The sequence below is a fragment of the Nonomuraea sp. NPDC049624 genome (assembly GCF_040675255.1).
GTDB lineage: Bacteria > Actinomycetota > Actinomycetes > Streptosporangiales > Streptosporangiaceae > Nonomuraea.
In genome coordinates this window covers 77,843-91,032 of sequence record NZ_JBFAOR010000011.1, presented here as the reverse complement: position 1 = coordinate 91,032, position 13,190 = coordinate 77,843, and the positions used below count along the sequence as shown (strand labels likewise).

General features: G+C 72.9%; 11 protein-coding genes and 1 pseudogene. 5 read left to right on the top strand and 7 right to left on the bottom strand.

Annotated elements, in window-relative coordinates; translation table 11 throughout:
- The first annotated feature begins 8 nt into the window (after positions 1 to 8).
- Positions 9 to 1,976, top strand: coding sequence for a hypothetical protein (locus AB0J76_RS38640; protein ID WP_352326133.1), 1,968 nt, complete (start codon positions 9 to 11; stop codon positions 1,974 to 1,976).
- Between the two features lie 48 nt (positions 1,977 to 2,024).
- On the opposite strand, the gene AB0J76_RS38635 is transcribed toward AB0J76_RS38640, so the two are convergent.
- The 3 genes from AB0J76_RS38635 to AB0J76_RS38625 all read right to left on the bottom strand — a co-directional run bounded on the left by AB0J76_RS38635 (position 2,025) and on the right by AB0J76_RS38625 (position 4,359).
- Positions 2,025 to 2,249: a hypothetical protein gene (locus AB0J76_RS38635; protein ID WP_352326124.1), complete on the bottom strand. Its 225-nt coding sequence runs from the start codon at positions 2,247 to 2,249 to the stop codon at positions 2,025 to 2,027.
- 190 nt (positions 2,250 to 2,439) lie between these two features.
- On the bottom strand, positions 2,440 to 3,672 hold the full coding sequence (locus AB0J76_RS38630; protein WP_352326123.1) for a helix-turn-helix transcriptional regulator: 1,233 nt from the start codon (positions 3,670 to 3,672) through the stop codon (positions 2,440 to 2,442).
- A gap of 264 nt (positions 3,673 to 3,936) precedes the next feature.
- The gene (locus AB0J76_RS38625; protein WP_352326122.1) at positions 3,937 to 4,359 is read right to left on the bottom strand and encodes a DUF6292 family protein; all 423 of its coding nucleotides are present in this window, start codon (positions 4,357 to 4,359) and stop codon (positions 3,937 to 3,939) included.
- A gap of 139 nt (positions 4,360 to 4,498) precedes the next feature.
- On the opposite strand from AB0J76_RS38625, the gene AB0J76_RS38620 reads away from it, so the two are divergent.
- A complete protein-coding gene (locus AB0J76_RS38620; protein WP_352326121.1) occupies positions 4,499 to 4,624 on the top strand; it encodes a hypothetical protein in 126 nt (41 codons plus the stop codon).
- A 10-nt stretch (positions 4,625 to 4,634) separates the two neighbouring features.
- Positions 4,635 to 5,066 (top strand): DUF2269 family protein, encoded by a 432-nt coding sequence (locus AB0J76_RS38615; protein ID WP_364392534.1) that lies wholly within the window; start codon positions 4,635 to 4,637, stop codon positions 5,064 to 5,066.
- Here AB0J76_RS38615 and AB0J76_RS38610 read toward each other — a convergent pair.
- Both AB0J76_RS38610 and AB0J76_RS38605 read right to left on the bottom strand, forming a co-directional pair.
- Positions 5,063 to 6,202: a cystathionine gamma-synthase gene (locus tag AB0J76_RS38610; protein ID WP_352331437.1), complete on the bottom strand. Its 1,140-nt coding sequence runs from the start codon at positions 6,200 to 6,202 to the stop codon at positions 5,063 to 5,065. The genes AB0J76_RS38615 and AB0J76_RS38610 overlap by 4 nt on opposite strands.
- Positions 6,203 to 6,335: 133 nt before the next feature.
- Positions 6,336 to 6,545 (bottom strand): hypothetical protein, encoded by a 210-nt coding sequence (locus tag AB0J76_RS38605; protein ID WP_364392530.1) that lies wholly within the window; start codon positions 6,543 to 6,545, stop codon positions 6,336 to 6,338.
- Positions 6,546 to 6,737: 192 nt separating this feature from the next.
- On the opposite strand from AB0J76_RS38605, the pseudogene AB0J76_RS38600 reads away from it, so the two are divergent.
- Positions 6,738 to 7,400: pseudogene (locus tag AB0J76_RS38600) on the top strand (histidine kinase dimerization/phosphoacceptor domain-containing protein); the annotation flags it as partial.
- 285 nt (positions 7,401 to 7,685) lie between these two features.
- Here the strand turns inward: AB0J76_RS38600 and AB0J76_RS38595 are convergent.
- Positions 7,686 to 10,877, bottom strand: a complete 3,192-nt coding sequence (locus AB0J76_RS38595) for a BTAD domain-containing putative transcriptional regulator (RefSeq protein ID WP_364392527.1) — start codon at positions 10,875 to 10,877, stop codon at positions 7,686 to 7,688.
- A gap of 72 nt (positions 10,878 to 10,949) precedes the next feature.
- Here AB0J76_RS38595 and AB0J76_RS38590 point away from each other — a divergent pair, with 72 nt between their 5' ends.
- Positions 10,950 to 11,798, top strand: a complete 849-nt coding sequence (locus AB0J76_RS38590; protein WP_352323550.1) for an NAD(P)-binding domain-containing protein — start codon at positions 10,950 to 10,952, stop codon at positions 11,796 to 11,798.
- Here the strand turns inward: AB0J76_RS38590 and AB0J76_RS38585 are convergent, their stop codons facing one another.
- The gene (locus tag AB0J76_RS38585; protein WP_352323551.1) at positions 11,799 to 13,169 is read right to left on the bottom strand and encodes a cystathionine beta-synthase; all 1,371 of its coding nucleotides are present in this window, start codon (positions 13,167 to 13,169) and stop codon (positions 11,799 to 11,801) included.
- Between the last annotated feature and the right edge of the window lie 21 nt (positions 13,170 to 13,190).

Sequence of the window (13,190 nt, the reverse complement as noted above, 5' to 3'; positions counted from 1 at the left end):
GAAGCGTGATGGCCTTCCGCTACGGCGAATACCACGACGGCCCCGACCCCCTGGCCCCTCCTTACGACGTACGCGCGGCCCTCGACGAGATGGGCGACGCGATCCTGTCCGGCTCGACGCCGGTCCACGCGCTGCGCGACCTGCTCAAGCGCGGGCTGCCCGGCAGCCAGGACCGGCGGGGGCTCGACGACATGCTCAAGGAGGTCCGCAGGCGGCGCAGGGACCTGCGCGAGCGCGGGCGGCTCGACGGCACCCTCGAACGCGCGCGGGCATTGCTGGACAAGGCGATCGGGCAGGAGCGGGCCGAGCTGTTCCCCGACCCGTCCGACGACGCGCGGCTGCGCGAGGCCGGGCTCGACGGGCTGCCCGAGGACACCGCGAGCGCCATCCAGGAGCTGAGCTCGTACGAGTGGCGTTCGGCGGCGGCCCGCCAGACGTTCGAGGAGCTGCGCGACCTGCTTCGGCGCGAGGTGCTCGACAGCCAGTTCAGAGGGCTGCGCGACGCGCTGGCCAACCCCGACCCCGAGGCCATGGCCCGCGTCCGGCAGATGATGTCCGATCTGAACGACATGCTGGACAGGGACACCCGGGGCGAGCACACCCCAGAAGACTTTGACGCCTTTATGGCGAAATATGGCGATTTGTTCCCAGAAACGCCCCGAAACCTTGAGGAACTCGTCGACATCCTGGCCCGGCGGGCCGCCGCCACCCAGCGCATGCTGGCCTCGATGACCCCGCGCCAGCGCGAGGAGCTGTCCAGTCTCATCAACCAGACCCTCGACCAGGCCGGCCTGTCCGACCAGATGCGCCGCCTCGGCGAGGCCCTGCACGCCCGCCGTCCCGACCTGGCCTGGAACGCCCCCGAGCGCCTGACCGGCGAGGAGCCCCTGGCCATGGGCGACGCCGTCACCGCCCTGGAGGAGCTGGCCGACCTCACCCAGCTGGAGACCGCCCTGCGCCAGGACTACCCGGGCGCGCGGCTCGACGACATCGACGAGGCCGCCGTGCGCCGCGCCCTGGGCCGGGCGGCGGTCGACGACCTGGAGGCGCTCAAGCGCATCGAACGCGAGCTGGAGGAGCAGGGCTATCTGCTGCGCCGCCGCGGCAAGCTGGAGCTGACCCCGAAGGCGGTCCGGCGGCTCGGCGAGACCGCGCTGCGACGCGTGTTCTCCTCCCTCGACGCGGGCCGGCGCGGCGACCACGACCAGCACGACGCGGGCTCGGCCGGCGAGCTGACCGGCTCCACCCGTCCGTGGCGCTTCGGCGACGAGCAGCCGATCGACGTCGTCCGCACGCTGGTCAACGGCGTGCGCAGCGGCGGCGTGGCCACCGCCCCGCAGGACGGGCGGGCCCGGGTGCGGCTGTCCGTCGACGACTTCGAGGTCTCCGAGACCGAACGCCGCAGCGCGGCGGCGGTGTGCCTGCTGGTCGACCTGTCCTACTCGATGGCCCTGCGCGGCACGTGGGCCGCGGCCAAGCAGACGGCACTGGCCCTCCAGGCGCTGGTGGCCTCCAAGTTCCCGCAGGACGCCGTGCAGATCATCGGCTTCTCCAACTACGCCAGGGTCCTGCAGCCCGACGAGCTGGCCGGCCTCGACTGGGACATGGTCCAGGGCACCAACCTCCACCACGCCCTCCTGATCGCCGGCCGCCACCTCGACCGCCACCCCGACTTCGAGCCGGTGGTGCTGGTGGTCACCGACGGCGAGCCGACCGCCCACCTCATGCGCAACGGCAGATCGGCCTTCGAGTGGCCGCCGTCGCACGAGACGCTGGAGCTGACGCTGGCCGAGGTGGACAAGATGACGCGGCGGCGGGCCACGATCAACGTCTTCATGCTGGCGGCCGACGACCGGCTGAAGGAGTTCGTGGACGAGGTGGCCCGCAGGAACGGCGGCCGGGTGTTCTCACCGAGCGCCGACCGTCTCGGCGAATACGTCGTCAGCGACTTCCTCCGCCTCCGCCGCTCCCGCTGACCGGAGGGAGCGCCTTCGCTCATCGGCATTCCTCCGGAGCCGGGACGTTCACTTCGCCCTACGGCTGAACGCCGGGTGACGACGAGCGGCCGTCGTCTCGATCCTGGTCTCCTCGGCCAGGTTCTCGGCCAGCTCGTCCAGCGTCGCCCCACAGCGGACGTTGGACAGCACGCTTCCGCGGGGAACCGGGCTCCGGCGGACGGCCACCCAGCCTCCGGTCACGTCATGGATGTGCCAGCCAGGGTTGCCGGCCCGCACCAGCTGCGCGCTCACGGCCACGGTCCCGCCACCGCTGAACGGGCCGTGGCCCAGGCGGACAGCCGCACCGGCACGCGGCCCTGGGACGTCGGACGGGCTCTCAAGCGCCCCGGTTGCCCGGGGTTCGGTACGTCGTCATGTCGCGGCACGTGACCGAAACTACGGACGTCGCCGGAAGGAAAGTCACACGCTGTGTGCGACTTCTCTAGGGGGTGGTCCGCCGGATGCGTCGCGCCAGCGAACGCAGGGGCTCCGGAACGCGCGTATGCGCTCGCAGCAGGCCGGTGACCGTCTCGCGGGCCATCGGGTGGTACGCCGTGTGCTGCGGGGACAGCCGCTCCGCGCGCCTGAGCGAGTCGAGGGCACGATCCGGCCGGCCGGCCATGAGCTGGAGCCGGGCGAGATCGATGTAGTGGTGCGAAGACCTCTCGGGCGGGAGGGATCGGGGCGGCGTGAAGCCCTCGTTCCGCCGCAGCGCCTCGTCGGGGTCCTCCAGCTCGATGGCGGCCGCTATCTCGTGGATGCGCACGTTGCCGGGCCCGAAGGCGAGGCCGTGGTGGTTGGTGTCGCGGCCGATGCGCGAGGCGTACTCACGCGCCGCCGCCAGGTGTTCCCACGCGTCCGTCCCTCGTGGGCGCAGCCGGGCGGACAGGATGGCGGACCTCAGGTGCATCGAGCCCAGGACGGCCAGCCCCGGTTCGCTGTCCGAGACCAGGTGGTCGAACTCCTGGTGGGCGCGTTCGAGGAAGGTGAGTCCCGCGCGGTGGGCCGCCGAGCCGAAGAACACCTGGGCCCGCTCCTCGGCGACATAGGCGAGCAGTTCCGGCTTGCCGGTCTCGCGCGCGGCCTGCGCCGCACGATCCACGGCGACGGAGACGAGATCGACGTATCCCAGACGGTAGGCGACCGACTTGGCCGCCACGAAGGCGTACATCATCATCTCGGCCACGGTCCGGCGCGTCGTGCCCTCGCTGCCGTGCAGGACGGCGGACAGTTCCTCGATCAGGCCCGGCAGCGCCCGGCCGAGTTCGGCGTAGTCGATCCTGTCGAGCAGGACGCCGACCCGGCGAACGTCATCGGCCATCGCGTCGAGCGCTCTGGGCTCCACCGCGAGCTCAGGCGGGACGTCCCAGTGGTTGAGCGCGATGCGGACGGCGGGAATGCCGGCGTGCGCCCGGTCGGCCGGTGCGGTGGAGCCCCGGTAGGGCTGTCCGGTGAGTTCGGTGACGCCGATGCGCAACGCCCTGGCCACGGCGGCGATGAACCAGGGGGTCGCGGGCTTGCTTCCGCGCTCGACCTGGGAGACCAGGCTCTTGGAGCAGGGCACGAGCAGGGCCAGGCCGTCCTGTGTCAACCCGGCCAGCTTTCTGGCTTCGGCGATGCGGGGGCCGATGCCGCCGTCGTCCAGGATCAGGATGTTCGTACCGGCGGAGCTCATGGGAGTCCCCTTCCCGGGAAGCCGGCTGCTGCCTTCTGGCTCAGGGTAAGAGGTGGCCGTTCGGGAGAGAGCCGGTTCGGCGGGACGATGCGCCGGAACATGCGGGGGCCGTCACACCTCGTGCCCGGCGGGATGGGCGGGGTACCGGCGGGCGGCAGCCACCGGCGAGGGGGTTCGGGGGAGCTCGGCTCCCCCGAGGAAGCAGAGCCCGGAGCCCTTCGGCGCGCAGTGCCCCCGGGGCGGAGGCCCTTGCCTTGGGGTTTGTCAGGCTTCGATCAGGCGGGCGTAGAAGTCGAGGGCCACGTCGAACCCGTCGCGGCAGTTGCGGTGCGACCGGTAACAGGGCCGCCAGGCCGAGCTGGCCCCCACTCCCGCCCGCGCGTCGACAAGAGCCGACGGGACGCGCTCCGGCCGGGGCAGCAGCCCATGGCCCAGGTAACGGACGCCGGTCAGCTCGGTGTGCGTGCCCGCCCCGCCGGAGACGAAGCGGCCGAGCCGCCAGCCGCTCTCCTCGTCCCACACCAGTGCGTGGCCGTCGGTCAGCCTGACCGTGGCGTGACGCGGATCGCAGGGGCCTTCCCACCAGTCGGCCACCTCGGCTCCGAGCAGGTCGACGACGCGCTCCACATAGCCCACCGGCTGCTGCAGCCACTCGTCGGTGTACGGCTCGACATGCCTGATGGCCACGGACGGCACCCCCTTGTGCCCTGAAGGTAAGAAAAAAGCGACGGTGACCAACCATACCCGTGGCGAACTTATTCCGTTGCACGTCCGTCTAGTCATTACGGACGATATTTACGTGGGACACGGGGAAGGAGGAGAGCCCATGATTGCCACGATCCTGCTGATCACCCTGATGGCCGTAGCGGTGGCGGCCACGGAGCTCATCATGCGTTGCTCCTCGCAGGTTAAAGAGAGTGTCGAGCCGCCGACCGAGATCGTCGGGGACTAGTCTCAGGCGCATGTCCCTGCTTCTCTGGCTGCACATCGGCTTCGCCATCTTCACGATCGGCCCGCTGACCGCCGCGACGATGGCGGCTCCGCGGGCCATCCGCACCAACAACGTGCCCGTCCTGCGGAACATCCAGCGCACCACGAGGATCTACAGCCTGGCCAGCCTGGGTGTGCTGGTGTTCGGCGTGGCCCTGGGCGTCGTCGTCGGGAACGGCGTGCTCGGCCTGTGGTACATGACGGCGTCGATGACGCTGTTCATCGTGGCGATCGTGTTGCTGGTCATCATCGACCGCGACCTGCGCACCGCCCTCCGCGCGCTCGAGAGCGAGAACGCGGAGGACGACGCGAAGGTGCAGACCGGACGGGTCGCGGCGATCAGCGGCCTGCTGGCCGTGATCTGGCTGGTGATCCTCTTCCTGATGGTCGTCCCGACGCCTTAGCCGAGGGCCTGGGTGAGGTCGGCGAGCAGGTCGTCGACCGTCTCGATGCCGACCGACAGGCGCACCAGGTCGTTCGGCACCTCCAGGGGCGAGCCCGCCGCGGAGGCGTGCGTCATCCGGCCCGGGTGCTCGATGAGCGACTCGACGCCGCCCAGCGACTCGCCGAGCGTGAACAGCTTGGCCCGGTTGCACACCTCCACGGCCTCGGCCTCGCCGCCCGCCACGCGGAAGGACACCATGCCGCCGAAGCGCCGCATCTGCTTGGCGGCGACCTCGTGGCCGGAGTGCTCGGCCAGGCCCGGGTAGAGCACCTGGGTCACGCGCGGGTGCGCGAGCAGCAGGTCGACGACGCGCTCGGCGTTGTCGCAGTGGCGGTCCATGCGCACGCCGAGGGTCTTGAGCCCGCGCAGCGTCAGCCAGGCGTCGAACGGGCCGGCCACCGCGCCCATCGCGTTCTGGTGGTAGGTCAGCTCGTCGCCGAGGCCCTTGTCCCGCGCGATCAGCGCGCCGCCCACCACGTCGGAGTGGCCGCCGACGTACTTGGTGGTGGAGTGGACGACCACGTCGGCCCCGAGCGCCAGGGGCTGCTGCAGGTACGGCGAGGCGAAGGTGTTGTCCACGACCAGCAGCGCGCCGTTCTCGTGGGCCAGCTGCGCCAGGGCGGCGATGTCGGCGATGCCGAGCAGCGGGTTGGTGGGCGTCTCGACCCACACGATCTTCGTCTTCTGCGTCATGGCCGCCGCCACCGCGTCGAGGTCGTGCAGCGGGACCGGGTCGTAGTGCAGGCCCCAGCGCTCGTGCACCTTGGCGAACAGCCGGTACGTGCCCCCGTACGCGTCGTTGGGGATGATCACGTGATCCTGCGGCCGGCACACCGTGCGCAGCAGGGTGTCCTCGGCGGCCAGGCCCGAGGCGAACGCCAGCCCGCGCGCGCCGCCCTCCACGGCGGCCAGCGCCTCTTCCAGCGCCGTCCTCGTGGGGTTGGCCGAGCGGCTGTACTCATATCCCGAACGCAGGCCGCCCACGCCGTCCTGCTTGTAGGTGGACGTGGCGTAGATCGGCGGCACGACCGCGCCGGTCAGCGGGTCGGGCTCCTGACCTGCGTGGATCGCCAGGGTCTCAAAACCGTTGGTCATAGGCCCCACGTTAACGGAAAGCGGCCCGCGATCCGTTCCCCAGCGGATCGCGGGCCGGTGGCGGGGCCCGTCCCCCGACGGCGCCCGCCCGGACCCGCGCGGCCATGCCCGCGCGGGCCACGTTCTCGAAGGCTCAGGCCGCCCGGGGCTCGCGGGCCGTCGCGGCCGTCGCGGCCGGGACGGCCGGGGCGCTGAGCCGTACGACCTCCACGTCGATGTGGCGGCCGCTGGCGCCCTCCGCCTCCTCACCGTTGATGCGCGAGAGCAGCACGGGGTCGGCCAGCGCGAGCAGCGCCGTGACGACCAGTCCCAACCCCAGCAGAACGAACCCGATGACAACCATGTCCTGTCCCCCTTCCGACGTGTTCCAGCATCGCCGAGGGGCCGTCACCGCCGCCTCCGCTGAAGGGCTGGTCCGGCGGCGGCCGGGTCGGCCGATCGGTTGATACGAGTTGTCCGACTTCCGGCCTACTCTCGTGGCGTGGGGGATTCGAAAGGCATCGTGTACTGGGTCCGGCGGCTGAGCGAGATCGCGATGCTCGGCTGGCTCGGCCTGATGCTGATGCTCGACCTGGCCATCGCCGTCAGCACCGGGGGGTTGCAGTGGTTCGTGCCGTTCTGCGGCGCGGCCGGGATCGCGGCGGTCGTCCTGCGCCGCCGCCACCGTCTTGAGGGCTTCTGCGCGCTGCTGGGGCTGTCCTTCGCCGTGTCGCTGGTCATCGCGTCGGTCGACGCGCTGGGCGCGCCCGGCATGGCCGAGACGGGGTCGCTGCTGATCCTCCTCATCGGCGTGCTGCGGCACGTCGAGCCGGTACGGCGGGCGGCGGTGCTGTCGCTCGTGGGGCTGGGCGTGCTGATGGCCGAGTCGGCCAGGCGCGACTACCCCACCGCGGGGCTGGCGTTCGCGTTCCTGCTGTTCGCGGGGTGGTCGATGGCCGCGGGCATCGGCGGCTACCTGCGGTTCCAGCAGGAACGCCGGACCGAGGCGGTGCACTCCGTACGCCGGGCCGAACGCCTGGAACTGGCCAGGGAGCTGCACGACCTGGTCGCCCACCACATCACCGGCATCGTCGTCCAGGCCCAGGCCGCGCGTACGGTCGCCGAGCACAAGCCCGAGGCCGTGCTGCCCGCGCTCGACGCGATCGCCTCGGCCGGGTCGGAGGCGCTGACCTCGATGCGGCGCATGGTCACCGTCCTGCGCACCGAGGACGAGGCCGACCGCAGGCCCGGCACGACGCTGGCCGACCTGCGGCTGCTGACCGAGCGGTTCTCGGTCGAGGGGCCGAAGGTCGCGTTCGAGATCGGGTCGGGCATCGACGACCGCACGCTGCCGCCCGAGGTGATGACGACGCTGCACCGGGTGCTGCTGGAGTCGCTCACCAACGTGCGCAAGCACGCCACCCGCGCCGCGTGGGTGGAGGCCGATCTGCGGCGGTACGAGCGGGTGGTCGTGCTGCGGGTGCGGAACTTCGGCTCGGTCGCCTCAGACCCGCGGGTGTCCCGGCTGGGCGGCGGGTTCGGGCTGGTCGGCATGGCCGAGCGGGTGGAGGCGCTGGGCGGCAGGCTCTACGCGGGCCCGTCCCCCGAGGGCCCCTGGGAAGTGATCGCCGAGTTCCCGCTCCCCTGACCCAGCCGGCTGTCCGGCCGGGCCTTCACCGGGGTCCCGCTCTCCCGCCGCGAAGGACCCGGCGAACTCCGGCTCGCCCAGGGCGGCGCGCAGGCGGGCGGTGATCCGGTCCACGTCATGGCGTTCGCCGGCGGGAAGGGGCGCGCCGACGGACCGCCGGAGCGCCGCGGCCCGTCCCAGCTTCCGCGCCGCCTCCGCCAGGCGCCCGGGGCCCGCGATCGACAACGCGCCCGCAAGCCCCTCCAGGGCCAGCGCGACGGCCCGCGGGTCGCCCGTCGCGCGGGCGTTCGCGTAGCCCTCGCGCTGGCGCGCCAGCGCCGTCTCGGCGTCGCCGCGCTGCTCGGCCACGAACCCCCACTCGGCCATGACGAACGCCGTCCCTGGCGTCCCGCGCACCTGCCGCAGCCAGTCGAGCGCGGACAGCAGGTACGACTCCGCCTCCTCGTACCGCCCCTGCCTGCGGGCGCTCATGGCCAGGCCGAGCAGCGCGTTCTCCTCCGCCGACCGGTACGACTGCGCCACCGCCAGCCGCCTGGCCCGCCCGTGGTAGTCGTCGGACCGCTCGTAGTCGCCCGTGAGCAGCGCGAGCCGGCCGAGCGCGGCCAGCTTGAACGACACGTCGAACCCCAGCCCCTCGGCCAGCCGCAGCGCCTCCTGCCGCAGCCGGGCCGCCCGCTCGTAGTCGCCGCGGATCTCGGCCAGCCGGTCGAGCACGTCCATGGCCTCGACCTGCCCCCATTCGTCCCCCAGCTCGCGGAAGAGGGCCAGGCCGCGCTCGCCGTCGCGTTCCATCGCCGCGAGGTCGCCGCGGCCCACCGCGAGCTTGGCCCGCAGGCACAGCGCCGCCGCCACCCCCCACCGGTCCCCCAGCTCCTCGTACGCCGCCAGCGCCCGGCCCACCGCGTCCCGGTGCGCCGCGTGGTCGCCGTACGCCCAGCGCACGAAGCTGAGGAACCAGTCGGCCAGCGCGGCCCCCGCAGGGTCGAGCGCGGCCCGGCGTACCGGCGGGGTGGGCTCGCCGAGCAGCAGCCCGATGCCGGCCAGCCACACCGAGGCCAGGGCGGCGGCGCCGTCCTCGCCGCCCGCCGCCAGCGCCGCCTCGATCGACCGGCGGGCCTCGCGCAGCCTGCCGCGCAGTATCCAGTACCAGGCGAGCGCGTTGGCCAGGCGCAGCGGCTCCGGCCCTGACAGGGCCAGCCGCAGGTTGGCGCTCTCGGCGTCCAGCCGGTCCAGCCATTCGTGCTGGCGCGGGCCGCGCAGCTCGGCGCGGGCGGCCAGGTCGGTGTAGTAGCGGGCGTGCCGCTCCCGCAGCAGGTCGTGCTCACCGGCCTCGCGCAGCCGTTCGAGGCAGTAGGCGGTCACCGACTCCAGCAGCCGGTAGCGGGGTCCGAGGGGGCCGGGCGCCACGGCGACCAGCGACCGGTCCACGAGCCTGGCCAGCACGTCGAGCACGTCCACGCCGGGCTCGGCGCAGACCGCCTCGGCGGCCTCCAGGGTGCAGCCGTCGGCGTGCGCGGCCAGCCGCCGCAGCACCGCGCGTTCCTCGTCCGACAGCAGCTCCCAGCTCCAGTCGATGGTGGCCCGCAGCGTGCGCTGCCGGGCCGGGGCGTCCCGCATCCCGGCGCTGAGCAGCCTGAACCGGTCGTCCAGGCGGGCGGCCAGCTCCTGTACGCCGAGTGCGCGCACCCGCGTCGCCGCCAGCTCCAGGGCCAGCGGGATGCCGTCGAGCCGCCGGCAGATGACGGCCACGGTGGGGCCGGGCTCGACGTCCGCGCGGGCCGCGAAGAGCCGTACGGCGTCGGCCTCGGCCAGCGGGTGGACGACCCGGACCCGTTCGCCGGACACGCCCAGCGGCTCCTGGCTGGTGGCCAGCACGCGCAGGCCGGGCGCGGCCCGCAGCAGCGCCGAGACGAGCCCGGCGACCTGCTCGACCAGGTGCTCGCAGTTGTCCAGGACCAGCAGCGCGCTCCTGTCCGCCAGCACCCCGGCCAGCCTGGACGCCAGCGGCACGGAGTCGTCGTCGCGCACGCCAAGCACCGCCGCCACCGCCTCGGCCACGTCCGCGTCGCCGGCCCCGGCCAGCTCCACCAGCCACACCCCGTCGGCGAACCGAACCTGCCCCGGCTCCGCGGGCCCCTCGGGGAAGGCCAGGCGGCGGGCGGCGGCGAGGGCGAGGCGGGTCTTGCCCACGCCGCCCGGCCCGGTCAGGGTGACCAGCCGCGAGTCCGCCAGCAGGGCGGCGACCTCGGCGAGGTCGGCGTCCCGGCCGACCAGCGGGGTGAGCGGCGCGGGCAGGTTGACGGCCGGTGCGGGGTCGGCGGCGGGCGGCGGGGCGGCCAGCGAGGGGTCGTGGCGCAGGATGGCCCGGTGCAGCGCGGCCAGTTCGGGCGAGGGGTCGAGCCCCAGTTCCTCGGCCAGCCTGACGCGCAGCTCCTCGTAGGCGGCCAGCGCCTCGCTCTGCCGGCCGCCCCGGTACAGGGCCTTCATGTGGGAGGCGCGCAGCCGTTCGCGCAGGGGGTGCCGGGCGACCAGGCCGGCGAGGTCGACGTCGTGGCCGAGCGCGAGGCGCACCTCGGCCTGCTCCTCCAGGGCCGACAGGCGCAGCTCGGTCAGCAGGGTGATCTCGGAACGGGCGAAGCCCTCGTCGGCGAAGTCGGCGTAGGCCGCCCCCCGCCACAGGGCGAGCGCCTGCTCCAGCTCGCGGGCGCGCTCACGCGGGGCGGCGCCGCGGCGGGCCACGAGCGCGCGGAACCGGACGGCGTCGCAGTCGTGGGCGGCCAGCCGGTAGCCGGCCGGGCCGTGGAGGACCATGGCGGGGTCGCCGAGCGCGCGGCGGAGCTGGGAGACGCGGGCCTGGAGGGTGCCGAGCGGGTTGCGGGTGGGCCGGTCGCCCCACAGGTCGTCGATCAGCCGGTCGGCGGAGACCGGGCCGCCGCCGGCCGCCAGCAGGGCGGCGAGGAGCGCGCGGACCTTGGGCTCGGCGACGTGGATCTCCTCGCCGCCGTCCGTCCGGACGGCCAGCGGGCCGAGCACCCCGAATCGCACCATGCAGAGACTAACCCGTAGCCGGTCAGAAGGATTTCCGTAGCGCGGTGCCGCAGGCTCCCTGTCATGACTCAGGTGACAGTTGCAGGACTCGGCCCGATGGGGTCGAAGATGGCCGAGACGTTCCTCGGCGCGGGTTTCGACGTGGCCGTGTGGAACCGTACGGCGAGCAAGGCAGAACCGCTGGTCGCCCGGGGAGCCCGGCGCGCGGCCTCGGCCGCGGACGGCGACCTGCTGGTGTTCAGCCAGATCGGCTACCAGGCGATGTACGACAGCCTCGGCGAGGCGGGGCTCGACGGGAAGGTGCTGGTCAACCTCAGCTCGGGCACCCCCGAGGAACTGCGCGCGGCGGCCCGCTGGGTGGCCGGACGCGGCGGCACGCTCATCACCGCCGGGATCATGGTCCCGCCCCCGGGCATCGGGCAGCCGGGCGCGTACTCCTTCTACAGCGGCCCCAAGGACGTGCTCGACCGGCACACGGCCACGCTCGGGGCCCTCGGCGACGTCGTCCACGTCGGCGCGGACGAGGGCCTGGCGATGATGTACTACCAGTCGCTGCTGCTGATCTTCTGGTCGAGCCTGACCAGCCAGATGCACGCCATGGCGATGCTGAGCACGGCCGGGGTCTCCCCGCTGGAGTTCCTGCCGTACGTGCGGGAGACCTTCACCCAGCTCGGCGGCGACGGCGTGATGGGGTTCGCGAAGACCCTGGCCGAGGAGTTCGCCGCCGGCAGCTACCCCGGCGAGCTGAACTCGCTGCACATGCAGGCCGTGGGCCTCGGCCACGTCGTGCACGCGCTGGCCGAGGCCGGCGTGGAGACCACGGTGCCGAACGCGCTGAAGGAGCTGTTCGAGCGCGCCGACGCCGAGGGACGCGGGCACGAGGGCCTCGGCACCGTGATCGAATCGATAAGGAAACCCTGATCAGTGGTTGGCGAGGAAGGCGAGCAGGTCCTGCCGGGTGAGCAGCCCGGCGGGCTTGCCGTCCTCCAGGACGACGGCCGCGTCGGCCTTCTCCAGCGCCTCGACCGCGCGCGCGACGGGTTCGCCGCTGCCGATCGTGGGTAGCGGCGCCGACATGTGGTCGGAGATCGGGTCGTCGGAGGCGAGCCTGCCGTGGTAGAGCGCCTCCAGCAGGTCGCGCTCGACGATGGAGCCGACCACCTCGGCCGCCATGACCGGCGGCTCCTCCTTCATGACCGGAAGCTGGGACACCGAGTACTCGCGCATGATCGAGATGGCCGTGCCGACCGACTCGTGCGGATGGGCGTGCACGAACTCCGGCAGGCCCGGCCCCTTGCGCGCCAGCACGTCGCCGACCAGGCCCTCGTCCGAGCTGGTGGTCAGGAAGCCGTAGTCGGCCATCCAGTCGTCGTTGAAGATCTTCGACAGGTAGCCGCGGCCGCCGTCGGGCAGCAGCACGACCACCACGTCGTCGGGCCCCGCCTTGGCCGCCACCTGCAGCGCCGCCACCACGGCCATGCCGCACGAGCCGCCGACCAGCAGCCCCTCCTCGCGGGCCAGGCGGCGGGTCATGTTGAAGGAGTCCTTGTCGGACACCGCGATGATCTCGTCGCAGATCCCGGTGTCGTACGTGGCCGGCCAGATGTCCTCGCCCACGCCCTCCACAAGGTAGGGACGGCCGGAGCCGCCGGAGTACACCGAGCCCTCGGGGTCGGCCCCGATGATCTTCACCCGGCCGTCGGAGACCTCCCTGAGGTAGCGGCCGGTGCCGCTGATCGTGCCGCCGGTGCCGATGCCCGCCACGAAGTGCGTGATGCGGCCGTCGGTCTGCTCCCACAGCTCGGGACCGGTGGAGTGGTAGTGGGAGTCGGGGTTGTTGACGTTGGAGTACTGGTCGGGCTTCCAGGCGTTGGGGATCTCGCGGGCCAGCCGGTCGGAGACCGAGTAGTAGGACTCCGGGTGGTCGGGCGAGACGGCGGTCGGGCAGACCACGACCTCGGCCCCGTACGCGCGCAGCACCGCGATCTTGTCCTGGGCCACCTTGTCGGGCACCACGAACAGGCACCGGTAGCCCTTCTGCTGGGCCACGATGGCCAGGCCCACCCCGGTGTTGCCGGACGTCGGCTCGACGATGACGCCGCCCGGCCGCAGCGCGCCGGAGGCCTCGGCGGCCTCGATCATGCGCAGCGCGATGCGGTCCTTGACCGAGCCGCCCGGATTGAAATATTCGACCTTGGCCAGCACCTGGGCGGAGATCCCCGCCGTGACCTTGTGCAGGCGGACGAGCGGAGTGTTCCCCATGAGATCGACCAGGGAATCGTAAACGCGCACCGAGGTGTTCACCTTCTTTGC